Below are 23,738 nucleotides of genomic sequence, written 5' to 3'. Positions count from 1 at the left end.
GGTTTTTATATCGCATTTGTCGGCATGGATAAAGCGCACTACAGTGCAGCCCGAACCCACCACAGGAGCAACACGATGACCTGGTCCGCCCGGCAATACAGCCGCTTTGAAGCCGAACGCACCCGCCCGGTGCGCGATCTGGTAGCCGCCATTCCCCATACCGAGGTGCATACCGGCATCGACCTGGGCTGCGGCCCCGGCAATTCCACCGAGGTGCTGCAGCAGCGCTACCCCGCGGCCGCGGTGACCGGCCTCGACAACGACGAGGACATGGTGCGCGCGGCCCGCGAACGCCTGCCGCAGACCGTGTTCGAGCTGGCCGACATCGGCCGCTGGAGCGCCGGGCAGCCGGTGGACGTGATCCTGGCCAATGCCAGCCTGCAATGGCTGCCCGACCATGCCAGCCTCTACCCGCACCTGGTGCGGCAGCTGCGCGCCGGCGGCAGCCTGGCCATACAGACGCCAGACAATCTGCAAGAGCCCGCCCACGCGCTGGCGCGCCAGGTGGCGGCGAGCGGCCCCTGGGCCGGCCGCCTAGGGCAGGTTCGCCATCCCGAGCGGCACGACATCGCCTGGTACTACGCGCTGCTGCAGCCGGTGTGCAGCACGGTGGATGCATGGCGCACCACCTACATGCACCCGCTGGAGAACCACCAGGCGGTGGTCGAATGGTTCAAGGGATCGGCGCTGCGCCCCTATCTCGCCCCGCTGGGCGAGCACGAGCGCGCCCAGTTCCTGGCCGAGTACCTGGCGGCCATACGCGAGGCCTATCCCGCCCTGCCCAACGGCACGGTGCTGCTGCCGTTTCCGCGCCTGTTCCTCGTGGCGACGCGCTAGGCCGATAGCTAGGCTGATAGCCTGGCGGACTCCGGACCGGTGTTGACAGGCACCCCTATATGCAACATCATTAGTTACATGAAATGCGACAGCCGCCTGTCCTCCGTCCTCCACGCCCTGCTGCACATGGCCGGGCAGGACGGCCCCGTCACCTCGGAGGCCCTGGCGCAATGCCTGGGCACCAACCCGGTCGTCGTCCGGCGCACCATGGGGTATCTGCGCGAGGCGGGCATCGCCGCCTCGGACCGTGGCCACGCGGGTGGCTGGCGCATCCAGGCAGACCTCGCCACCGTCACGCTGCGCCAGCTGCACGCGGCGCTGGGCGAGCCGGCCATGTTTGCCATCAGCAACCGCAACGAAGCGCCCGAGTGTCTGGTCGAGCAATCGGTGAATGCCGCGCTCCAAGGCGCGATTGCCGAGGCCGAGGCATTGCTGCTGCGGCGCTTCGCGGAAATCACCCTGGCCGATCTGGCCGCCGACAGTGCACGGCGGCAGGCGGCGGCTGCACGACGCAAGAGGAATTGAGCATGCAATGCCGGCCTTGGCCCACGACCACCGCTGCCGTGCCGGCGCAAGGCCGCCCGCGATGACCCCGTTCTCCACCCCCGCAGCCATATCGGGCTACGCCGAGAGAGTCGCGCGGCTCGTGCCCGGCCTGCGGGACTTGCACCGGATGGCGGGCGTGCTGCTGGCCGAGCAGGCCCCTGGCGACGCCCGCATGCTGGTGCTCGGCGCCGGCGGCGGCCTGGAGCTGAAGGCCTTCGCCGAGATGCAGCCGGGCTGGCGCTTCGACGGCATCGATCCATCCGCCGAGATGCTCGAACTCGCCCGCACCACCCTCGGCCCCCTGGCGCCCCGCGCGCACCTGCACCAAGGCTATATCGACAGCGCGCCCACGGGGCCTTTCGATGGCGCGGCCTGCCTGCTGATGCTGCATTTCCTGCCGCCAGCCGAGCGCCTGCGGACCTTGCAGCAGATGCTCGTGCGGCTCAGGCCCGGGGCGCCCCTGGTCGTGGCGCATCACAGCTTTGCCAGCGAAGATCCCGCCAGGAGCAGATGGCTTGCGCGCAATGCGGCATTCGCGGTGGCCTGCGGCGTGCCTGCGGCCCAGGCCGAAGGCAGCATCGCGGCGATCAAGGAACAGCTACCGGCACTTTCACCCCGCCAGGATGCCGATCTGCTGCGCGCGGCCGGATTCACGGACATCGAGCTTTTCTATTGCGCCTTCACCTTCAGGGGCTGGGTCGCGCGCAAGCCCTGAGCAATTGGCGATTCAGCCCCTGGGCAGCTGCGGCGGCTGGAGCAGCTCGTCCAGCGACAGGCCCTTCTCGCGCAGCAGCGCTTCAAGCACCGGCTTGAGCGCGCCCAGGCTTTCATCCACCGCCTCGCGCACCGTGTCCACCACCACCTGGGTGCCGCGCTCGATCTCGATGTTCAGCCCATCGCCCACGCGCTTGGATTCGAACACCGTCATGCGCCGGGTCTCGGGTATCAGCCAGACCTCGAACCAGCCTTCGCGCCGGTTGACCTCGGCCACCGTCAGGCTCGCGCCGTTGATCGCGATATAGCCCTTGGCGAACACGTATTTGCGAAACGGTTCGGGCACCGAGATGCGCATCACATAGTTGTTGTCGAACTCGCGCACCGCGCAAAGCGTGCCGGTGAAGTCCACATGGCCCGACAGCGGATGGCCGCCGATCTCGGCGCCATCCTTGGCGGCGCGCTCGACGTTGACGCCCGAGCCCACCTGCAGGCCGCCCAGCGTGGTGATGTTCAGGCTTTGCTGCATCACGTCGAACGTGGCGCGGCGCTCGCCGAGCAGCTCGGTCACGGTGAGGCAGACGCCGTCGTGCGACACGCTCGCGCCTATCGCCAGATCCTGGCAGAAGCCCGCGGGAAATTCGACCTCGAAGGTCCTCAGGCCCTTGGCGTCGCGCACCGCGGCAATGCGCGCCACCGCCTGGATGATGCCGGTGAACATGGATGAACCCTGTAAATTTGATAGCTTCCAGCGCTTTACCTATAATGTTTTCAAATACTTTTATATCTGAAAACCTTATACAGAAAGCGCCAGCAGCTATGGTTTTAGCTGCCAGCCAGCTTCATGCGGTTGACCAGGATCGAGCCCACCGCGCGCGAGCCCGCGTCGTACACGTCGGCGCCCACGGCCTCGATGCCCTTGAACATGTCCTTGAGGTTGCCGGCGATGGTGATCTCCTGCACCGGGAAGGCGATCTGCCCCTTCTCGACCCAGAAGCCGCTGGCGCCGCGCGAATAATCGCCGGTGACCGGGTTCACGCCCTGGCCCATCAGCTCGATCACGAACAGGCCGGTGTCGAGCTTGCGCAGCATCGCGGCCAGGTCGTCGCCGGGCCGGGTCTTGCTGGAGCTGAAGACCAGGTTGTGCGCGCCGCCGGCATTGCCGGTGGTCTTCATGCCCAGCTTGCGCGCCGAGTAGGTCGACAGGAAATAGCCCTGCACCCGCCCGTCCTCGACCACGCTGCGCGGGCGCACGCGCACGCCTTCGTCGTCATAGGGCGCGCTGCCCTTGCCGCCGACGATGAACGGATCTTCGAGCAGGTGGATGTGCTTGGGAAACACGCGCTTGCCCAGCGAATTCATCAGGAACGAGCTGTGGCGGTACAGCGCGCCGCCGCTGATGGCCTGCACGAAGCTGCCGATCAGCCCCGCGGCCAACGGCGCCTCGAACAGCACCGGGCATACGGTGGTGGGGATCTTGCGCGCATTGAGCCGGCTGAGCGCGCGCTCGGCGGCGTAGCGGCCCACCACCTGCGGCGGCGCCAGATCCTTGGCGTTACGCATGGATGAATACCAGGCATCGCGCTGCATGTCGGCGCCTGAGCCTGCGATCGGAGCCACCGAAACGCTGTGCCGCGAGCTGGCATAGCCGCCCGCGAAGCCCCGCGTATGCGCGCTGTAGAAATGGCTTTGCTGGGCCGACACGCCCGCGCCCTCGCTGTTGGTGATGCGCGCATCGGTCGAGAACGCCGCGGCCTCGCACTCCAGCGCCAGCTTGGCGGCGGCCTCGCTGTCGATGCTCCAGGGGTGGAACAGCTCCAGGTCGCGCTGCTCGCCGGCGGCCACGATGTCGGCCGCGTCGGGCAGGCCGGCCATCGGGTCTTCGGCGGTGAAGCGGGCAATGTCGTAGGCCGCCTGCACCGTGCGCTTGACCGCCTCGGGCGAGAAGTCCGAGGTGCTGGCATTGCCGCGGCGCTGGCCGAGGTACACGGTCACGCCCAGCGACTTGTCGCGGTTGCGCTCCACGGTTTCGAGCTCGCCCTTGCGCACGCTGACCGACAGGCCCGCGCCCTCCGAGGCATCGGCTCCCGCGTCGCTGGCGCCCAGGTGCTTGGCATGCGCCAGGGCCTGCTCCACCAGGTCTTGAAAGAATGCGCGGCTGTAGCTGAAGCCGGTTTGCGCCGCGGGCGCGGCCGGGCGCGGGGAACGGGTTCGGGTCTTGGTCATACTGGCCGCTATGATACTGAACTGCGGCACCTCCCCCCGGGACGGCTGCCAGTTTGTTTTTTCGCCTCACCCATGTCAAGAAAACCCAAAAAAGGCTATTTCGTCAAAGGCCACTTCGTTGCCGAGGGCAGCGAGCTCGACCTCGAGCTCAAGGCCGAGCTCAAGGGCACGACCGAATCCAGCAAGACCGATCTCAAGCGCGAGATGGATGCGCTGCAGGAGCTGGGCAAGGACTTGCTCACGCTGCGCGCCGACCTGTTCGAGCGCCTGCAGCTGCCCGACAAGCTGCAAGACGCGCTGGCCGAAGCCAAGCGCATCACCAACTTCGAGGGCAAGCGCCGCCAGATGCAGTTCATCGGCAAGCTGATGCGCAAGCTCGAGGACGAGCAGGTCGAGGCCATCCAGGCCGCGCTGGCCGAGCAGCGCGACGGCTCGGCCGCCGAGAAGATGCTGCTGCACGTGGCCGAGCAGTGGCGCGACCGCATGATCGTGCACGACGAGGCGGTGTCGCTGTGGATCAACGAGTTCGCGCAGACCGACATCCAGCAGCTGCGCGCGCTGGTGCGCCAGGCGCGCAAGGATGCGCCGCCGCCCGACAAGGCCGCTGAATCACAGGGCCTTGCGCCGCGCAAGGGCCGCGCCTACCGCGAGCTGTTCCAGCTGGTGCGCGAGCAGCTCGATGCCGCCCACGCCCGCCGCGGCGACACCCCTGGCGCCGAACCAGACTCCCAGCCATGAACCTCGATCACCTCGATAGCGCCAAGATCGGCCTCGTCTCCATCAGCGACCGCGCCAGCAGCGGCGTCTACCAGGACCAGGGCCTGCCCGCGCTGCAGGACTGGCTCGGCCGCGCGCTGCACAACCCCCTGGCCTTCGAGCCGCGCCTGATCGCCGACGAGCAGGCGCTGATCAGCAGCACCCTGATCGAGCTGGTGGATGCCGGCTGCCACCTGGTGCTGACCACCGGCGGCACCGGCCCCGCGCGGCGCGACGTGACGCCCGAGGCCACGCTGGCCGTGGCCGACAAGGAAATGCCCGGCTTTGGCGAGCAGATGCGCCAGATCAGCCTGCGCTTCGTGCCCACGGCCATCCTCTCGCGCCAGGTCGCGGTGATCCGCGGCGGCTGCCTGATCATCAACCTGCCCGGCCAGCCCAAGGCCATCGCCGAAACGCTGGAAGGCCTGAAGGACGCGCAGGGCCAGCAGCTGGTGCCCGGCATCTTCGCCGCCGTGCCCTACTGCATCGACCTGATCGGCGGCCCCTACCTGGAGACCCGCGCCGAAGTGTGCAAGGCCTTCCGCCCCAAGAGCGCGATCCGCCCTGTCCAAGTACCCCAGGCACTCCAGGCACCCCAGCCATGACCGGCACCATCACCCCGAGCGCCCCCGCGCGCCTGCGCATTGCCGTCATGGGCGCGGGCGCCGTGGGCTGCTATTTTGGCGCCCTGCTGGCGCGCGCCGGCCACGAAGTCACACTGATTGCCCGGCCCGCGCATGTGCAGGCCATCGCCGCCCACGGCCTGCGCCTGCAGACCGCCGCCGAAGACAGCCAGGTGCCGCTGGCCGCCAGCACCGAGGCCAGCGCCGCCCAGGGCGCCGAGCTGGTGCTGCTGTGCGTGAAATCCACCGCCACCGAAGACGCCGCGCGGCAGCTGCAGCCGCACCTGGCGCCCGGCGCGCTGGTGCTGACGCTGCAAAACGGCGTGGACAACGACGAGCGCGTGCGCGCGCTGCTCGGCCCCGCGCAGCCGGTGGCCGCCGCGGTGGTCTACGTGGCCACCGCCATGGCCGGGCCCGGCCATGTGCGGCACTTCGGCCGCGGCGAGCTGGTGATCGCGCCATCGCCGCTGAGCGAGCGGGTGGCGCGCGAGCTGGGCGCGGCCGGCATACCCACCCAGGTGTCGGGCCAGGTGCGCGGCGAGCTGTGGGCCAAGCTCATCATCAACTGCGCCTACAACGCGCTGTCGGCGCTGGTGCAGCAGCCCTATGGCTGGCTGGTGCAGCAGCCCGGCTGCACCGAGGTGATCGCCGACCTGGTGGCCGAGTGCCTGGCCGTGGCGCGCGCGGACGGCGTGCAGCTGCCCGGCGACATCCACGCCGCGGTGCGCGGCATCGCCGCCAGCATGCCGGGCCAGCGCTCGTCCACCGCCCAGGACCTGGCGCTGGCCAAGCCCACCGAGATCGAGCACCTGAACGGCTACGTGGTGCGCCGCGGCAAGGCGCTGGGCGTGGCCACGCCGGTCAACCAGGCGCTGCTGGTGCTGGTGCGCATGGCCGAGGCGGCGTCTCAGAAGTCGTAGTTGGCCGAAATCCACAGGCGCCGCCCGTCCTGCGGGTTGCGGTAGCGGTTGCCATAGGCCACCGTAGGCGCCTGGCCCGGCCGGCTGGCGTACGAGTACGGCTGGTAGTCGATGAAGCTCTTGTTGAACAGGTTGTAGACCGCGGCGCTGACGGTGAATTTCGGCGTCACCCGGTAGCTGCCGCCCAGGTGGAACTGGGCATAGGACTTGTAGTCGCCCAGCGCCGCCGCGGCGGCGATATTGGAGACGGAAGTGCCCGGGTCGCGGAAGCGGGCGCTGCGGTACTCGGCGCGCAGCCAGAGATCCCACTGCTCGGACGGCGTCCACTCCAGGCGCGCGTTCAGCGCGTGCCTGGGCGTGTCGGCCAGCGGCTTGCCCTGGTTCAGCCCGCTCTTTTGCTCGCTCTTGGTGAAGGTGTAGTTGGCGCTGGTTGCCCACTGCTTGTTGATGGCGTAGCGCGCGTTCAGCTCCAAGCCGCGAGTGACGGCCTGGTCCACGTTGGTCTGCTGGCCGAAGGTATCCACATTGGGCCAGTCGCCGAAGTTCACGCAGCCGGGGCGGTTCGGCGCGCCGGAGAACGAGCAGTTCGGCAGGCCGACGCCGCTGGTGATCTTGTTCTTGAACTGGTTGTTGAACAGCGTGGCATTGGCGGCAAAGCCCTGCGCGTCGTCAAAGTACACCCCAAACTCGGTGCTGCGGCTGGTCTCGGGCTTGAGCCCGGGGCTGCCCACCAGCGGGATCGTGCCCTGGCCGCCGAAGCCATTGATGCCGGGCACCAGCTGCTCCACGCGCGGCGTCTTGTAGCCATTGCTCACGCCGCCCTTGAGCGTCCACTGCGGCGCCGCGTTCCACACGCCGTAGACGCGCGGGCTGAGCTTGCCGCCGAAGATGCTGTGGCGGTCGTAGCGCGCGCCCAGCGTGAGCTTGAAGGCATCGGTCAGGCCCCACTCGTCCTCGGCGAACAGCGCCTTCTGCGTGAAGCTGAACTTGCCGGGCGCCACGCCATCCTTCATCTCGGCATCCCACCACTGGCCGCCGATGGTGGTCAGGTGGCTGCCCCAGGGCAGCATCAGCTTGGAGTCGAGCACCTTGCTCTGCACCTCCAGCGTGCGCGCGCCGCCCGCCACCGCGCCCGGGGTGCCGGGCGGAATGGTGCGGCCTATGGTTTCGGTGCGGTTGACCATGTAGCTCGTATCCCAGGTGCCGAAGCCATAGCGTCCGGTATGGGCAATGGTCCACTGATCGCGGTTGTATTTCTGCTCGGGGCCATAGCCGCCCTGGGTGCCCAGCGTGCCCAGCTGGCCGCGCGAGTTGTCGTAGGTCTGGCGGCCCAGATCCACATCGAGCACCAGGTCGTTGTAGCGGTTGGGCGTGAGCAGCAGGCGCGCGCCCAGGTTGTCGACGTCCGACTTCACCGGATTGGCGCCCATGATGGGCGTCACATCCTTGCCGTCGGCCCCCAGGTAGCGGATGTCGGCGGCATCGCGGCGGAAGGCGCTGCCGCGCAGGGTCAGGCCCAGCAGATCCTGCTTGAGCGGCCCGCTCAGGTAGAAGCGGCCGGAGCGGGTGTCGCCGAACTCGGACTCCTGCTGCAGCGTGTAGTCCACGCCCACCGAACCGGTCCAGGTCTTGCCCGGCTTGCGGGTGATGATGTTGACAACGCCCCCCATGGCATCGGAGCCATAGAGCGTGGACATGGGGCCGCGGATGACCTCGATGCGCTCGATGGCCGACACCGGCGGCAAAAAGCTGGTCTGGGTGCCGCCGAAGTCGTTGGGCGTGACGTTGCCGGCCGCATTCTGGCGCCGCCCGTCGATCAGCACCAGCGTGTACTCGCTGGGCATGCCGCGGATGCTGATGTTCAGGCCGCCGGTCTTGTCGGAGGCGCCAGCGGTGTCCACCCCCTCCACATCGTCCAGCGCCTGCGCCAGGCTGCTGAAGCGCTTTTGCTCCAGCTGCTTGCGGGTGATGACGGTGATGGAGGCCGGCGCCTCCTTGATGTCCTGCTCGAAGCCCGAGGCTGATACCACCACCTCGCGCAGCTCATGGACGGCGGCATCGCCGGTCTGGGCCGCGACGGAGCCTGCGGCGCACAGCGCGGCCGCTGCAGCGGCGAGCGAAGTCAGGGTTGGGCGGGAAAAAGAATGCAGCATGCAAAACACTCCTGGCAAACAGAGAAACGGAAATCCGTGCAATGCGCGCTGAAATGTCTTGTTATGCGATACGGAAGAACGAAATGTAAAACTTATTAAAAATAAGAATCGTTATTATTCTATACATAAAGAAATGCAAATGGCGCTTCTACCCCCAAGGCATGCGCCTGCATTGGCATAAAACCAACAACCGGCCTGCAACCGTAGCCGGGCCTTGGTGGGCTGGCGCTCAATCGCTCAATACACGTCGCGCCGGTAGCGCCCGGCCAGCGCCAGCGCCTCGACCTCGGCCTCGCCCAGCACCTCGCGCAGCACCACATCCACGCCCTGGGCCATGCCCTGCTGGCTGCCGCACACATAGATGGCGGCGCCGTGCGCCACCCAGTCGCGCAGCTGCTGCGGCTGGCGCTGCAGCAGCTGCTGCACATAGCAGGGATCGGCCGCATCGCGCGACCAGGCGCGGTCGAGCCGCTGCAGCCGCCCCTCGGCCAGCCACTGCTGCAGCTGCCCGTCCAGCAGCGCATCGTGCTCGGGGCTGCGCTCGCCGAACACCAGCCACTGGTCCGAACGCCCCTGCGCAACCCGGGCGCGGATATGGCTGCACAGGCCGGCCAGGCCGGTGCCGTTGCCGATCAGCAGCAAGGGCCGCGCCGCGTTGTCGCCCAGCCTGAAGCCGCCGTGCGCGCGCAGGCCCAGCGGCAGGGCAGCGCCCACCGCCATGCCCTCGCACAGCCAGCCCGAGGCCAGGCCGGGCGAGCCGTCGGCGCGCAGGCTCTGGCGCACCAGCAGCTGCAGGCTGCCGTCCTGCGGTACCGAGGCAATCGAATAGTCGCGCGTGCGCTGCGGATCGGCCGGCACCGCCAGCGATACCAGGTCGCCCGACTCCCAATGCGGCAGCGCGCCTGCCTGCGGCACCCATTCGAGCAGATATACCGCGCCGCCCTGGCTGCCGGGGTTCAGCCGCGTGCGCCGGCGCAGCACCCAGGGCCGCGCGGGTTCGGGCTCGCGCCAGCCTTCGGCGCTGCGGCCGGTCAGCGCCTGCAGCAGCTCGGCCACCTCGGCCTGCCAGGTGCGCAGCGCGGCCGCATCGCCGTTGTCCATGCACACCACGTCGGCCTTGGCGCCCTGGGCCTGCAGCCATTGCTGCACGCGCAGGCCGAAGGCGCAGAACTGCGCATATTCGCGGTCGCCCAGCGCCAGCACCTGGGCCATGTGCCCCGGCAGCGCCGCCGCGCGCTCCAGCACCTGCCGCACAAAGGGCAGCGCATGGTCGGGCGCGTCGCCCTCCCCGGTGGTGGACAGCGCCCACAGGCTGTGCGAGCAGGCCTGCAGGTCGGCCAGCGCCAGCGCCTGCACCGGCAGCAGGCGCACCGCGCAGCCGCCCGCATGCAGCACGCGCGCGCTCTCGCGCGCCAGGGCCTCGGCCTGGCCGGTCTGGCTGGCATAGGCCACCAGCACCTGCGGCCCGTCCCGCGGCCCCGCCTGCAGCGCCTGCCGTTCGCGGCGCTCCGTCTGGCGTTCGCGCCACAGGCGCCGCGCCACGCCGGCGCACAGCGCGGCATAACCGGCCAGCAAGGCGCCCGCCCCGCCCAGGCGGGCCGGGCTCAATATCCAGTCGATCATGGGTTTAGCGTCATTCCTCGTCGGCCAAAGACTTCCATAGCACCTACCCTCCCGAGGATTCCGGCGCAAAGCGCTCTTGCCAGGCCGGCGTGCAGCGCCGCAGGCCCTGCGGCCGCGCCGCATCGGGGTGGCTGTGGAAGACCGCGGCCACGCGCTGGCGCAGTGCGAAGTCCCAGCCGGCCTGCGGGCCGAGCACGGTGAGCGCGGTGGCCAGCGCATCGGCATGCATGCATTCGGCATGGAAGACCGTGACGCTGGTCAGCGCATGCGCCACCGGCCAGCCGGTGCGCGGCTCCAGCGTATGCGAATAGCGCCGCCCGCCATGCGTGAAGACATGCCAGTGGTCGCCCGAGGTGGCCAAGGCGCCATCCAGCAAGGCTACGGCCAGCGGCTCGCCATCGCCGGCCACACCCGCCACGGCCACGCGCCAGGGCTGGCCGCCGGGCCGCTGGCCCCAGGCGCGCAGTTCGCCGCCAATCTCCAGCAGCGCATGCTCCCAGCCGGCCTCGCGCAGGCGCTGGGCCACCCAGTCCACCGCATAGCCCTTGGCGATGCCGCTCAGGTCCAGCTGCAGGCCGCCAGGCTGCAGCAGGCGGCGCTGCTGCGGCTGCCATTGCAGCCGCTGGTGGCCGCAGGCGCGCAGCGCGCGGTCGATCTCGGCCTGCGCGGGCGGCTGGCCGCTGTGCGGCGCCTGCGGGTCGGCACGCGGGCCAAAGCCCCACAGCGACACCAGCGCGCCCACCGTCGGGTCCCAGGCGCCGTCGCAGGCCCGCGCCCAGTGCAGCGCGGCATCCAGCACCGCCGCCAGCTGTGGCGGCAGCTGGTGCCAGGAGCCCGCGGCGGCGGCATTGAAACGCGAGAGGCAGGAGCCTGCCTCCCAGTTGCTCATCTGGGCGATGACCGCGTCCAGCGTCTGCTGCACCAACTCCTGCACCGGCGCCAGCGGCGCGTAGCCGGGGTTGGCCAGCCGCAGCGACCAGGTGGTGCCCATGGTGGCGCCGCCCAGGCTGTGCAGGCCGCCGTCCTGGCGCGCATGCATGGCCGGGGCCCGCCAGGCGGCGGGCGCAAAGGTGCGGCCGGCCATGGCCGGCATGCCTTGCTCCCGTGCCTGTATTTGCCAGATGCCGGCGCCATAGCGTACGCGCGGGGCCGTGCTCATGCCGACCCCGCTTTCGGCCCGATGGCCGCCAGTGCCTGCCTCACCTGCACCGATGGTCCGTCAAGGCAGCACTTCCAGCGTGGCCACATAGGCCAGGCGGCGTTCCTTGGCGATGGGGCTGGAGGTTTTGTCATCCTTGGCATCCGCATCCAGCCAGTACATGCCGGCGGTGGGGAACTTGACCTTGAACCGGCCTTGCGCGTCGGTCTTGAGCTTGATCTCGTTGACCGAGTCGCGGTAGCGCTTGCCGTCGGGCACCAGCACCACTTCGACGTCCGCGGCGGGCTTGCCGTCGATGTGGAACGCGAAGGTGGCTTCCTCGCCCACGACCAGGTCGTTGGGGTGGGTGACCGGCGCCAGCTCCAGGCCCTTGCCGCTCAGGCGCAGCGCGCTGGGCTTGCCCATGGTGACGAAGGTCTCGATGCGGCTGGCGCTCTCGACCACGCGCACGTCCTTGGCGTCGGCCGGGATCTGCTTGCTGATCTCTTCGGCGCTGCCGCGCAGGCGCTTCATCTGGCCGGCCGCGTCCTTGTACGAGCCCATGATGCCGCTGTTCACGAGGGCCAGCTGGTAGGTGCCCTGCTGCTCGGGCTTGAGATCGAACACGCTGCGCAGCTCGCCCTTGTGCACGTTCTTGGGCTCCACGGTGCTGCCATCGGGTGCGGTAATCACCAGCTTGTCCACCGCCAGCGGGCGGTGGTTGAAGAAGAACATGTCGTTGGAAACCGCGGCGTCCACGGTGACCCAGTCGGCCTTGGACAGCACGGTGCTGGAAGGCTTCATCCAGACGCTGTGGGCCTGTGCGCCAACGGCGGCGCAGGCCAGGGCCAGGGCGGCGGCGATGCGGGTGGCAGAAAACATGGTGAATCTCCTCGAAAGTGTGTTGCTCGAAATTGGCGTGGCCAGCGGATCAGGGCTTGAGTTCGAGCGTAACCTCGCCCAGCTCGCTCTTGCCCTTGGCGGACAGGCTGGCGGCTTGCTTGGCGGGCCATTCGAACGGTATGCTCACCAGTTCGCGGCCGCCCACTTCGCGCGCGGCCTCCACCTGCAGCTTGTACTGGCCCGGCGCCAGCTTGGGCAGCGGATTGCTGCCTTCGGCGAACGACAGCGCATGCTTGCCCACCGGCTTGGTCGGCTGGGTCACGCCGTCGATGGGCACGCTCAGCTCGCGGCCGGTGCGGCGCCACCACTGGCGCATGTCCTTGAGCCATTTCGCGCCTTCGGCGTCGCGCTTTTTCACGTCGTACCAGACCGACAGGTTGGCCGCCACCGAGCCGTCGGCACGCTCCAGCCACATGGCCACGTAGGGGCGGTGGTATTCGGCCACGTCCAGGCGCGGCACCTCCACGCCCACATTCAGCCCGGCCGCCACGGCCGGCAGGCCTGCGACCGCGCCCAGGGCAACGGTGAATCGGGAAACGGTTCTTGTCATGTGCTCTCCTCAGGTAAAAGAAGGGGTCGGATCGGCTTCAGTGCACCAGCAAAAGCGCCAGCAGCGCGGGCAGCAGCAGCCCCAGGCCCACCATGGGCCATGTCATGGGGCGGCGGCCGGCGTGCATCTGCAGGATGAACAGGCCGGTGATGCAGAACACCAGGCAGGCGCCGGCAAAAATATCGATGAACCAGCTCCAGGCCACACCGGCATGGCGGCCCTTGTGCAAATCGTTGAAGTACGAGATCCAGCCGCGGTCGGTGGATTCGAACTCGGCCAACCCGTCCCTGAGCCCGATGCGCACCCAGGCATCGCCACCCGGCCTGGGCATGGCCACATAGGCCTCGTCGTCGTTCCACTCCACCGCGCGCTGGCGGGTGTCGGCGCCGAATTCGGCGCGCAGCCAATCCTGCACGGCGGCGGGCAGGGCCTCGCTGCCGCCTGCCGCCTGCTTGTGGCGCGCAGCGGCCTGCTGCAGGCCCTGCAGCAGCGGCCCGGGCAATTCACCCTCGCGCGAGACCACGGCGGGCTTGGCCTCGATCTGCCCCGCATGGTTGAGCGTGAACCCCGTCAGCGCAAACAACAGCATGCCGACCAGGCAGATGGCGGAGCTGACCCAGTGCCATTCATGCAAGGTCTTGAGCCAGTAGGCTCGTTGCGAAGAGGAAGACGCGGTGGCTTTCATGGAGCGGCATGCAGTGCCCCTGCGCCCGGCGCTGGCCAGCGCGGACCTGGGGAAAACTCGGATTGTAATGAGCGAAAACAAGAATGAATCTCATTTTCAAATACTTTACCTGGCAACAATAATTTACATAACTTCATGGGCCTGCGCAGGCGGGTATCAGGGCTCGGCCCACATGCGCAGCAGGTTGTGGTATTGCCCGGTGAGGGAGACGGTCTCCTCGGTTTCGCCGAGCTGGGCGCGCAGCCGCTGGATGGTCTGGTCCAGCTCGAACAGCAGCGCGCGCCGCGCATCGTCGCGCACCAGGCTCTGGGTCCAGAAGAATGAGCACACCCGCTCGCCGCGCGTGACTGGCTCCACCCGGTGCAGGCTGGAGGATGGATAGAGGATCAGGTCGCCCGCGGGCAGCTTCACTTCGTGCATGCCATAGGTGTCGACCACCACCAGCTCGCCGCCGTCGTAGTCTTCGGGATCGCACAGGAACAGCGTGGACGAGACGTCGGTGCGCAGCCATTGCGCCATGCCTGGCTCGCGCCGCGCCGCGCCGTCCACATGCAGGCCATAGGTTTCGCTTTCGGCATAGCGGTTGAACAGCGGCGCCATGGTGCGCGCCGGCAGCGCGGCCTGGAAGAACAGCGGGTTGGCCGCCAGCGCCCGCTGGATGATGCGCCCCTGCTCCAATGCCACCGGCGAGGTTTCGGGCAGCTGCCGGTTGCGCTTGACCTGCGCGCCCTGGCTGCCGGCGGTGGCGCGGCCGTCGATCCAGTCGGCGGCATCGATGGCGGCGCGCATCGCGGCCACCTCATCCCGCGTGAGTACGTTGGGGATGTGCAGCATCATGCTTGGAGTCCCTCCATGGAAAAAGCCCCGGCAAAGGCGGGGCATGGTGTCATGGCCGCCGCGGCCCGGGCCGCAGCGGCTTGGCAAACGCCAGGATCAGAAGCGGAAGTTGGCGGTCAGGCGCGCCGAGCGCGGAATGCCCGGGAAGTAGCGATAGCCGCTCTTGTTGATCGCCGCCACATAGTCCTTGTCGAACAGATTGTAGATATTGAGCTGGATATCCACGTTCTTGTTGATGCGATAGCTGGCCATGGCGTCGAACACCCAGTAGGCGTCGGTGTAGTTGGGCGTGCCCACCGCGCCGTCGGTGCCGCGCTTGAGGCCGCCCGAGTAGCGCGCGCCGCCGCCGATCGTCAGGCCGGAGGAGAACTGGTAGCTGCTCCACAGCGAGAACGCGTTCTTCGGCGTGTAGGTCAGGCCATTGGTGCCGTCCTGCGCCACATTGGCGCCAGTGTCCACCTTGGTGTCCTGGATGGTGTAGCCGGCGGTCACGCCCCAGGCCGGGGTGATCTGGCCGGTGGCGCCCAGCTCCACGCCCTGCACCACCTTCTTGCCGGTCTGGCCCACGGTGCCGTCGGGGTTGGTGACGATCTCGTTGGTAATCTCGGTGCGGAACAACGCGCCGGTCAGCAGCACGCGCTTGTCCAGCAGTTCCCACTTGGTGCCCAGCTCGGCGGTCTTGGCCTTTTGCGGGTCCATGTTGGGGTTGTTGGCATTGTTGAAATTGCCGGAAGCATTGGTGGCCGCGGACAGCGTGAAGTTGCTGCCGCCCGGCGGCTGCTGCGACAGCGCGTAGTTCACGTAGATGCTGCCATTGGGCGCGGGCTTGTACAGCGCGCCGATCTTCCAGCTCAGCAGGTTGCCCGAGGCGCTGAGGCCGTCGGAGGTGGTGGGCACCACCGTGCCGGTGGGGTTGGAGCCGCAGGGCTGCGTGGTGGACGTGGCGGTGCAGACTGCGCTGGCGTTGTACTTGGTCTTGTAGTGGTCCCAGCGCAGGCCCACGTTGGCCTGCCATTGCTCGCTGAGCTTGAGCGTGTCGAAGGCATACAGCGCAACGGTGTCGGTGGTGCCCTTGCTGTCTGCGCCATTGCGCGTGTAAGCCGGCAGCGAGACGCTGGAGTCCGGGTTGTAGATGCTCACGCTGGGCACGGTACCGGTGGTGGCCAGGCCGTAGTTGCGCTGCTCTTCGCGGGACAGTTCCAGGCCGGTGCTCAGCTCGTGCTTCACCGAGCCGGTGGCGAAACTGGTGTTCAGATTGGTCTGGTTGGTGAGGATGCGGTTGACCTGGTCGCGGGTGTTGATCAGGCGCGACATGGTCCAGGTGGATGGATCGCTGGGATTGGGGGTCACCAGCGAGCCGGCCGACCAGGCGCCGGTGGTGGCGTTCTGCGAGTAGCCGGTGGCCATGAATGCGGACAGCAGGTAGTTCTGCTTGGTCTGGCCCCAGCGGGTGGTGTTGCGCAGCGTGGTGCCCGGCGCAATGTCGCGCTCGACGCGCAGCGTGGCCATGTCGGCGGTCACATCGTCGTGGTCCGACGCGGTGCCGTAGAAATTGCTGCTGTTCACCCGCGCCGCGTTCGTCAGGAAACCGCGGTAGCCGGGGTATTTGGCATTGTCTGGCGAGCTGTAGCCCGGCAGGCCCATGGTCATCACGCCGCCATCGGGCACATTGCTCTGCTTGACGTGCAGCAGGTTCAGGAACACGCGCGTATCGGTGTTCAGGCCGAAGGCGAATGAAGGCGCCAGGCCCCAGCGGTCGTTCTTGACCTGGTCGCGCCCGGCCACGCCGGAGTCCTGCACCATGGCGTTGAGGCGGAAGGCAGTGCCGTTGTCGTGGCTGAGGCCGCGGTTCAGGTCGATGGTGGAGCGCTTGTAGCTGCCGCTGCCAAAGCCCACCGAGCCGGCGAAGCCGTCGGTCATGCTCGGCTGCTTGGTCACCATGTTGATGGCGCCCGTGGGCGCGCTGCGGCCGTAGTCGGTGCTGGCCGGGCCCTTGGTGACTTCCACCTGCTCGGTGTTGAACACGTCGCGCGACAGCGCGCCGACGTCGCGCACGCCATCCACGTAGATGCTGTTCGAGGTGTCGAAGCCGCGCATGTAGATGGCGTCGCCGGTGCTGGTGTTGCCGTTTTCGCCGGCGTAGAAGGTACCGACGCCGGGCACGTTGCGCAGCGCCTCGGTCAGCGTGGTGGCGGCCTGCTCGCGCATGACCTGCTCCTTGATCACGGAGATGGTCTGGGTGGTGTTGACCAGCGGCTGGGTGAACTTGGGCGAAGCCACCTGGCCCGGTTCATAGCCGGTGTCGCGTGCTGCCTCGACCGTCACTTCCTTGAGCGTGGCCGTGGGCGCAGGCGCATTTTGCGCCTGCGCCGGCAGGCCCAGCGCTGCGATGGCGGTTGCAGCCACCAGGCCGGCCGAAGAGGCGCGGCCGGCGGCGGCATGTTTGCGACTTTTGATATATCTATTGGGATTAGTCATGGAAGAAGGAGGCGGAGTGAACGAAAACGGCGCGCACAGGCCAATTGAGCTGAATTGAAAAGATCCAATCCAGCTCGCAACAGTTGGCCACACGGGATTTATTAATAATAACGATTCTCATTATTAGTTTCACCAAAATTTAACAGATTCCGCTTTTTTGTTGCGACGCGACAACATGCTGGACGCAAAAGCATGCGTGCGTGCCCGCATCCCCGGCCACCCACTCTTCAGCAGCCTTCCGCATGCTTTGCCTTCGAATTCCCCTGCATCTCCATTGATTTAATTAAATAAAAATACGTCTCATTCATATAATCGACACATTGGCCGCATGGCCCTCGCTTCGTGGCGGCGGCGGCATCCCCGCTTCCAGCATCTCCACGGCCTTGCCGGCCGCGGAGCATCGTCCATTTTTCGTTTCCATCTCAGGAGGAGAGCACATGAGGTCCACCACCTTCCGAACCGCCGCACTGGCGGCCATGCTGGCCGCGGCATACAGCCAGGGCTCGCCAGCCTTTGCGCAGGCTGGCGCCAAGGACACGGCGGGTGCGGCGGCACCGGCCGCCGCGGCATCGGCGAATGCGGTAGTGGTCCAGTACGCCGCCCTGGTGCACGCCAACTACGAAGACACGCTGGCCGCAGCCAAGACCATGCAGGCGGCGATCAAGGCGTTCACCGCCAAGCCGTCGCAGCAGACGCTGGCCGAAGCGCGCAAGACCTGGCTCGCCGCGCGCGAGTTCTACGGCCAGACCGAGGCCTTCCGCTTCTACGGCGGCCCCATCGATGACGACAACGGCCCGGAAGGCCAGCTCAACGCCTGGCCCATGGACGAGTCCTACGTGGACAGCGTCGAGGGCAAGCCCGGCTCGGGCCTGGTCAACGACCGCAAGTTCGTCATCAACAAGAAGAACCTGGCGGCGCAGAACGAGCGCGGCGGCGAAGAGAACATCGCCACGGGCTGGCATGCGATCGAGTTCTTCCTGTGGGGGCAGGACCTGTCGGAGACCGGCCCCGGCAACCGCAGCGTCGAGGACTTCACCACCGCCAAGAACGCCGACCGCCGCCGCCAGTACCTGAACGTCGCCACCGAACTGCTGATCGACGATCTGAACTTCCTCGTCAAGGCCTGGGAGCCGAAGGCCGCGAACAACTACCGCGCCAAGTTCAGCCGCGGCGGCATGGAGTCGGTGCGCAAGATGCTGGTGGGCCTGGGCTCGCTGTCGCGCGGCGAGCTCGCTGGCGAGCGCCTGGAAGTGGCGCTGCACAGCCAGGACCAGGAGGACGAGCACTCCTGCTTTTCCGACAACACGCACCGCGACGCGGTGACCAACGCCCTGGGCATCCAGAACGTCTGGCTGGGCCGCTACCAGCGCGCCGACGGCAGCACGCTCCAGGGCGCCTCGCTGCGCGATCTGGTGGCCGCCGCAGACGCGCCGCTGGCCGAGAAGACCAGCCGCCAGATCGCCGCCTCGGTGGCCGCCGCCGAGGGCATCCAGGCGCCGTTCGACCGCGAGATCATCGGTGCCAGCGATGCGCCGGGCCGCCAGCGCATCCAGAAGACCATCGACAGCCTCACCCAGCAAAGCAAGGATCTGGTCGCCGCCGCCAATGCGATCGGCATCACCAAGCTGACCCTGGTGCAGCCTTGAGCCGATTGCCGCAAGCCATGGGTCGCAGGCACGGCTGGCCTCTTGCGGCAGCCGGCGCGGGCCTGCTGGCCGTAGGCGCACTGGCCGTGGGCGTGCTCGGGGCCGAGCCCAACCCCGATCCGCTGGGCGAGAAAACCGGCGGCGACACCACGGTGTACGCCACCGGCCGCAACGCGTTTTCGTTTCCGGCCGCCAACCTGGAGGACGCGGAGCGCACGCGCTTCGTGATCGGCAACTCGTTCTTCCGCCGCAACTGGGTGGAGGCACCCGCCTCCACCAAGGCGCGCGACGGCCTGGGGCCGCACTTCATCGCGCGCTCGTGCGGCGGCTGCCACGTGCAGGACGGCCGCGGCGAGCCGCCGGAGATCTTCAACCGCCTGGGCGACACCAAGGACCCGACGGTGGCGCTGCTGATCCGGCTGTCCATCCCCGGCAAGGATGCCCACGGCGGCCCCAGGCACGAGCCGGTGTACGGCGACCAGTTCAACAATGCGGCCATCGCCGGCGTCAAGCCCGAAGGCCGCGTCACGCTGCGCTACGAGACGCTCCAGGGCCGGTTCGCCGACGGCACGCCCTACACGCTGCAAGCCCCGCGGTACGGCTTTGCCGACCTGGGCTACGGCCCCATGCACCCGCAGCTCATGCTCAGCCCGCGCATTGCGCCGCAACTCATCGGCGTGGGGCTGCTCGAAGCCATCGGCGAGGCCGACATCCTGGCCAATGCCGCCAGCCAGGCCGCCGCGCCCGGCCCGATCAAGGGCGTGCCCAACCGCGTGTGGGATGCGCCCTCGGGCCGCACCCTGCTCGGGCGCTTCGGCTGGAAGGCCAACGTGGCCACCATCGCCCACCAGACCGGCGGCGCCTTCCAGGGCGACATGGGCATCACCTCGCGCCATTTTCCGCACGAGACCTGCACGCCCGCGCAGCACGACTGCCTGGCCGCGCCCAGCGGCAGGAGCGCCGGCGCGCTGGGGCAGCCCGGCGTGGAGATCGACGACAAGACCTTCGACGAAGTGGTCTTCTACCAGGCAACGCTGGCGCCGCCCGCGCGCCGCGATGCCAGCGACGCGCAGGTGCTGCGCGGCCAGGCGCTCTTTGCCCAGGCCCAGTGCGCCACCTGCCACCGCCCCAGCTATGTGACCAAGGAAGGCCCCTTCCCGCGCCTGACGAGCAAGGCCCTGTCGGGCCAGCGCATCTGGCCCTACACCGACATGCTGCTGCACGACATGGGCGCGGCCCTGGCCGACAACCGTCCCGACTTCCTGGCCAACGGCCGCCAGTGGCGCACGCCGCCGCTGTGGGGCATAGGCCTGATCAAGGATGTGAACGGCCACACCCGGCTGCTGCACGACGGCCGCGCCCGGGGCGTGCTGGAGGCCGCGCTCTGGCACGGCGGCGAAGCCGAAGCGGCCAAGCAAAATGTATTGCAAATGAACCAGGCCGAGCGCGAGGCCCTGGTCAAGTTCGTGGAGTCGCTATGACCTGTTCCCGTACCCTGCTGCAGGCCGCGCTGCTGGCCTCGGCCCTGCTGGCGCCCGCTGCCCATGCCCAGCACGACTGGCGGCGCGAAGCCGTGCCTTTCTATGACACCACGCATGCGCTGCAGAGCCTGTACCAGCACTGGGGCCTGCCGCGCGCAGCCGATTTCGACCAGGCCGCCAGGGCGCTGGCGCCCGCGCTGCGCACGCTGTGCGCTGCCCAGCCCGCGCAGGGCGCAGCCGCGCTCGACGGCGCGCGCAGCGCCTGGCGCGGCGCCATGCTCGCCTGGGAAAGCCTCGCAGCCGTGGCCGTGGGCCCGGTGATCGCGCGACGCTCGCAGCGGCAGATCGATTTCGCCCCCGCGCGGCCGCAGCTCATCGAGCGCGCCGTCAAGGCCCAGCCCCAGGGCGCCAAAGCCTTCGAGCGCATCGGCACCCCCGCCAAGGGCCTGCCCGCCCTCGAATGGCTGCTGTGGACGCAGCCCGTCCAGCCCGCATCGCCCGCCTGCGGCTACGCGGTGGAAGCCGCGCTCGACGTGGAGCGCGAAGCCAGCGCGCTGCATGGCGCCTTCGACCAGGCCGCCGCCACCGACTGGGCGGCCGAGGACGAGCAGGAGCGCTCCGCCCAGGCCATGGCCGAATTCATCAACCAATGGGTGGGCGGCATCGAGCGGCTGCGCTGGGCCCATATGGAAAAACCGCTGCGCGCCGCCCAAGGCACGCGCGCACCCGACTACCCGCGCGCCGCCAGCGGCCAGACCGCCGCCGCCTGGGCCGCAGAGTGGAGCGCGCTGCGCACTCTTGCGGTGCTGCCAGCCGAGGTGGCCATGCCGGCGCCCGGCCAGGCGCTGGTGCCGCTGGAGACCTATTTGCGCGGCCGCGGCCTGAACCCGCTGGCGGACCAGCTGGTGCACAGCGCGCAGGCCGTGGACGCCGCCTTCGCCGCGCTTGGCAAGGCCGGCAAGAACCACGGCGCCCAGGTGCAGCAGGCGGCGCGCGCCCTGTCCGCGCTCAAGCGGCTGGCCGAGGCCGAGATCGCGCCCGCGCTGCAGGTGAGCATAGGATTCTCGGATGCCGATGGTGACTGAACGCCTGCCGCGCCGCCAGGCGCTGATCCTGCTGGGCGGCCTGGCCGCCCTGCCCTGTGCCGCGGCCGTCGCCACGCCAGCCGCCACGCTGCGGCTGGCCGCCGCATGGCAACAAGCCGATGGCAGCTACCACATTGGCCTGCTGGCGGCGCCGCTGGGCGGCGCCGGCCCGCTGCGCGTGCTGCACGCGCTCGAAGTGCCCACGCGCGCGCACGGCCTGCAGCCGCTGCCCGATGGCAGCATCCTCGCCACCGCGCGCCGCCCCGGCGACTGGCTGGTGCGCTGGCGCCCCGGCGGCGCCGAAGCGCCGGTGTGGCACTGGGTGGATGCCACGCGCTCGTTCAACGGCCATGTGCTCGCCAGCCCCGGCGGGGACCACATCTACACCACCGAAACCGATATCGACACCGGCGCCAGCCTGGTGGCGCGGCGCAACGCGCGCAGCCTGGAGACCGAGGCCGAATGGCCCACGCACGGCATCGATGCGCACGAACTCATCTGGGACAGCGCCACGCGCCGCGGCGGCCAGCCCACGCTGATCGTCGCCAACGGCGGCGTGCCCACCGCGCCGGAGACCGGGCGGGTCAAGCGCGAGCTGCACACCATGGACTCCTCCATCGTCCGGCTCGACGGCCGCAGCGGCGAACTCCTGGGCCAATGGCGCCTGCCCGACCAGCGCCTGAGCCTGCGCCACCTGGCCTGGAACCCCGCCCGCACGGTGCTCGGCATCGCGCTGCAGGCCGAGCACGACAACGCCGCCGACAAGAATGCAGCCCCGATCCTCGCGCTGTTCGACGGCAGCGGCCTGCGCAGCGTGGCTGCGCCAGCGGCCATCGCCGCCCGCGTACGCGGCTACGGCGGCAGCATGGCGGCCACGGCCGCAGGCTGGGCGGTGAGCTGCCCGCGCGCGGACGGCATCGCCACCTTCACGCCGCAGGGCGAATGGCAGGCCCTGGTGCCGCTGCCCGAAGTCTGCGCGCTGGCGGTCAGCAGCCAGCAGCTGTGGGCCGCCGGCCTGGGCCGCTCGCTGCAGCATGCGCAAGCCGCCGCCCCCACCAGCCACGCACACGCCGGCCTGCTCTCGGATGCCCGCATGGACAACCACTGGGCCGTGGCCGGCGATTCACTTAACAAAAAAACATAGCAATCAGCCCTTTCCATATATGAATTTCAATATGATTCATATCGGAAAGCCAATCAACACAAACGCTAACAGCTCACTTTTTTACTGATCCTGTCCGCCCGGGAACGCCTGCCTACACACCGGCTGGATGACTATCGGCCTTCTGCAATTGGGAATTATTCTCAATCAGGCTATCATCCCGGCACATTCAACCTTCTTTACATCCGTTCATGACCTCTTCATTCAAAGCCATCGCGCTGGCATGCGCCCTGCTCTCCGCCGCCGCCGTCCAGGCGGAAGAAGCCGTTCTCAACCTCTACTCGGCACGCCACTACGCGACCGACGAGGCGCTGTACAACAACTTCACCCAGGCCACCGGCATCAAGATCAACCGCGTGGACTCGGACGACGCCGGCATCGTGGCCCGGCTCAAGGCCGAAGGCTCGGCCTCGCCCGCCGACGTGATCCTGATGGTGGATGCGGCCCGCCTGTACCGGGGCGAAAAGGACGAGCTGTTCAAGCCCATCCGCTCCAAGGCGCTGGAAGACGCCATTCCCGCCAACCTGCGCAGCCAGCCCACGGCCGACGGCGGCATCTCGTGGTTCGGCTTCTCCACCCGCGCGCGCGTCATCGCCTACAGCAAGGAGCGCGTGAAGCCGCAAGACGTGCAGACCTACGAGCAGTTGGCCGCCCCCGGGAACAAGGGCAAGATCTGCATCCGCTCGGGCTCGCACCCCTACAACCTGAGCCTGTTCGGCGCCATCACCGAGCACATGGGCGAGGCCAAGGCCCAGCAGTGGATCCAGGGCGTGAAGGACAACCTGGCCCGCCCGCCCAAGGGCGGCGACACCGACCAGATCAAGGCCGTGGCCGCCGGCGAGTGCGACATCGCCATCACCAACAGCTACTACTATGCGCGCCTGATGCGCTCGAGCAACCCCGCGGACGTGGCCGTCACCGAGAAGGTGGGCGTGGTCTTCCCCAACCAGGGCAGCTGGGGCACGCACATGAACATCGCCGGCGGCGCGGTGGCCCGCCATGCCAAGCATCCGGAGAACGCCGTCAAGTTCCTCGAATACCTGGCCAGCCCCGCGGCGCAGAACTACTTTGCCAACGGCAACAACGAATGGCCGGTCGCCAAGGGCGTGCAGACCGACAACCCGGCGCTCAAGGCGATGACGCAAGACAAGCCCTTCAAGAGCGAAACCATCCCGATCAGCGCCGTCGGCACCAACATGGGCAAGGTGCAGCAGATGTTGGACCGCGCCAGCTTCCAGTAAGCCGCCCCGCGCACAAAACTCTGCACAAAAGCCCGCTCGCGGGCTTTTTTTCCGCCGGGCCGCCCCAAGGCAAAAAGCACCCCCTCGGGGGCGCCCGGCGTAGGGGGCAGCGGCTACACGCAGTGAGCAAGCGT

21 protein-coding genes are annotated in these 23,738 nt (G+C 68.6%); 11 read left to right on the top strand and 10 right to left on the bottom strand.

The window, feature by feature from the left end:
- Positions 1–75: 75 nt before the first annotated feature.
- From tam to ACODRX_RS21180, 3 genes are all read left to right on the top strand, one after another.
- Entirely contained in the window at positions 76–837 is a 762-nt protein-coding gene (gene tam / locus ACODRX_RS21190; RefSeq protein WP_488873519.1) for a trans-aconitate 2-methyltransferase, read from the top strand.
- Positions 838–915: 78 nt separating this feature from the next.
- Positions 916–1,362 (top strand): Rrf2 family transcriptional regulator, encoded by a 447-nt coding sequence (locus ACODRX_RS21185; protein WP_488873518.1) that lies wholly within the window; start codon positions 916–918, stop codon positions 1,360–1,362.
- A gap of 61 nt (positions 1,363–1,423) precedes the next feature.
- The gene (locus ACODRX_RS21180) at positions 1,424–2,098 is read left to right on the top strand and encodes a class I SAM-dependent methyltransferase (RefSeq protein WP_488873546.1); all 675 of its coding nucleotides are present in this window, start codon (positions 1,424–1,426) and stop codon (positions 2,096–2,098) included.
- Positions 2,099–2,110: 12 nt separating this feature from the next.
- Here the strand turns inward: ACODRX_RS21180 and ACODRX_RS21175 are convergent, their stop codons facing one another.
- Both ACODRX_RS21175 and pmbA read right to left on the bottom strand, forming a co-directional pair.
- Entirely contained in the window at positions 2,111–2,818 is a 708-nt protein-coding gene (locus ACODRX_RS21175; RefSeq protein WP_488873517.1) for a riboflavin synthase subunit alpha, read from the bottom strand.
- Between the two features lie 104 nt (positions 2,819–2,922).
- A complete protein-coding gene (pmbA, locus tag ACODRX_RS21170; RefSeq protein WP_488873516.1) occupies positions 2,923–4,323 on the bottom strand; it encodes a metalloprotease PmbA in 1,401 nt (466 codons plus the stop codon).
- A gap of 72 nt (positions 4,324–4,395) precedes the next feature.
- Here pmbA and yjgA point away from each other — a divergent pair, with 72 nt between their 5' ends.
- From yjgA to ACODRX_RS21155, 3 genes are read left to right on the top strand one after another with little or no spacing between them, the layout of a single operon-like run.
- Positions 4,396–5,061, top strand: coding sequence for a ribosome biogenesis factor YjgA (gene yjgA / locus ACODRX_RS21165; protein WP_488873515.1), 666 nt, complete (start codon positions 4,396–4,398; stop codon positions 5,059–5,061).
- Complete coding sequence (gene mog / locus ACODRX_RS21160; RefSeq protein WP_488873514.1) at positions 5,058–5,684, top strand: molybdopterin adenylyltransferase; 627 nt, start codon at positions 5,058–5,060, stop codon at positions 5,682–5,684. The genes yjgA and mog overlap by 4 nt, the downstream gene beginning before the upstream one ends.
- Complete coding sequence (locus ACODRX_RS21155) at positions 5,681–6,622, top strand: ketopantoate reductase family protein (protein WP_488873513.1); 942 nt, start codon at positions 5,681–5,683, stop codon at positions 6,620–6,622. Before mog ends, ACODRX_RS21155 begins: the two co-directional genes overlap by 4 nt.
- Here ACODRX_RS21155 and ACODRX_RS21150 read toward each other — a convergent pair.
- The 8 genes from ACODRX_RS21150 to ACODRX_RS21115 all read right to left on the bottom strand — a co-directional run bounded on the left by ACODRX_RS21150 (position 6,610) and on the right by ACODRX_RS21115 (position 16,989).
- Complete coding sequence (locus ACODRX_RS21150; RefSeq protein WP_488873512.1) at positions 6,610–8,775, bottom strand: TonB-dependent receptor domain-containing protein; 2,166 nt, start codon at positions 8,773–8,775, stop codon at positions 6,610–6,612. The genes ACODRX_RS21155 and ACODRX_RS21150 overlap by 13 nt on opposite strands.
- Positions 8,776–9,012: 237 nt before the next feature.
- Positions 9,013–10,398 (bottom strand): sulfite reductase subunit alpha, encoded by a 1,386-nt coding sequence (locus ACODRX_RS21145; RefSeq protein ID WP_488873511.1) that lies wholly within the window; start codon positions 10,396–10,398, stop codon positions 9,013–9,015.
- A 43-nt stretch (positions 10,399–10,441) separates the two neighbouring features.
- Positions 10,442–11,557, bottom strand: a complete 1,116-nt coding sequence (locus tag ACODRX_RS21140; protein ID WP_488873510.1) for an FAD:protein FMN transferase — start codon at positions 11,555–11,557, stop codon at positions 10,442–10,444.
- 60 nt (positions 11,558–11,617) lie between these two features.
- The gene (locus ACODRX_RS21135) at positions 11,618–12,418 is read right to left on the bottom strand and encodes a DUF4198 domain-containing protein (RefSeq protein WP_488873509.1); all 801 of its coding nucleotides are present in this window, start codon (positions 12,416–12,418) and stop codon (positions 11,618–11,620) included.
- 49 nt (positions 12,419–12,467) lie between these two features.
- The gene (locus ACODRX_RS21130) at positions 12,468–12,989 is read right to left on the bottom strand and encodes a DUF2271 domain-containing protein (protein WP_488873508.1); all 522 of its coding nucleotides are present in this window, start codon (positions 12,987–12,989) and stop codon (positions 12,468–12,470) included.
- A 37-nt stretch (positions 12,990–13,026) separates the two neighbouring features.
- Positions 13,027–13,674: a PepSY-associated TM helix domain-containing protein gene (locus ACODRX_RS21125; RefSeq protein WP_488873507.1), complete on the bottom strand. Its 648-nt coding sequence runs from the start codon at positions 13,672–13,674 to the stop codon at positions 13,027–13,029.
- 156 nt (positions 13,675–13,830) lie between these two features.
- Entirely contained in the window at positions 13,831–14,511 is a 681-nt protein-coding gene (locus ACODRX_RS21120; RefSeq protein ID WP_488873506.1) for a Fe2+-dependent dioxygenase, read from the bottom strand.
- Positions 14,512–14,607: 96 nt separating this feature from the next.
- Positions 14,608–16,989 (bottom strand): catecholate siderophore receptor Fiu, encoded by a 2,382-nt coding sequence (locus ACODRX_RS21115; RefSeq protein ID WP_488873505.1) that lies wholly within the window; start codon positions 16,987–16,989, stop codon positions 14,608–14,610.
- A 437-nt stretch (positions 16,990–17,426) separates the two neighbouring features.
- Between ACODRX_RS21115 and ACODRX_RS21110 the strand changes: the two genes are divergently transcribed.
- The 5 genes from ACODRX_RS21110 (at position 17,427) to ACODRX_RS21090 (ending at position 23,604) form a co-directional block, all read left to right on the top strand.
- Positions 17,427–18,635: an imelysin family protein gene (locus ACODRX_RS21110; RefSeq protein ID WP_488873504.1), complete on the top strand. Its 1,209-nt coding sequence runs from the start codon at positions 17,427–17,429 to the stop codon at positions 18,633–18,635.
- Positions 18,636–18,652: 17 nt separating this feature from the next.
- Positions 18,653–20,116 carry a di-heme oxidoreductase family protein gene (locus ACODRX_RS21105; protein ID WP_488873503.1) on the top strand — a complete coding sequence of 488 codons (1,464 nt, stop codon included), beginning with the start codon at positions 18,653–18,655 and terminating at the stop codon, positions 20,114–20,116.
- On the top strand, positions 20,113–21,201 hold the full coding sequence (locus tag ACODRX_RS21100; RefSeq protein ID WP_488873502.1) for an imelysin family protein: 1,089 nt from the start codon (positions 20,113–20,115) through the stop codon (positions 21,199–21,201). Before ACODRX_RS21105 ends, ACODRX_RS21100 begins: the two co-directional genes overlap by 4 nt.
- Complete coding sequence (locus ACODRX_RS21095) at positions 21,191–22,345, top strand: DUF1513 domain-containing protein (protein WP_488873501.1); 1,155 nt, start codon at positions 21,191–21,193, stop codon at positions 22,343–22,345. The genes ACODRX_RS21100 and ACODRX_RS21095 overlap by 11 nt, the downstream gene beginning before the upstream one ends.
- A gap of 209 nt (positions 22,346–22,554) precedes the next feature.
- Positions 22,555–23,604 (top strand): extracellular solute-binding protein, encoded by a 1,050-nt coding sequence (locus ACODRX_RS21090; protein ID WP_488873500.1) that lies wholly within the window; start codon positions 22,555–22,557, stop codon positions 23,602–23,604.
- Positions 23,605–23,738 lie beyond the last annotated feature (134 nt).

It is taken from the genome of Comamonas sp. FG99 (assembly GCF_057808605.1).
This window is presented reverse-complemented; position numbering and strand designations above follow the sequence as displayed.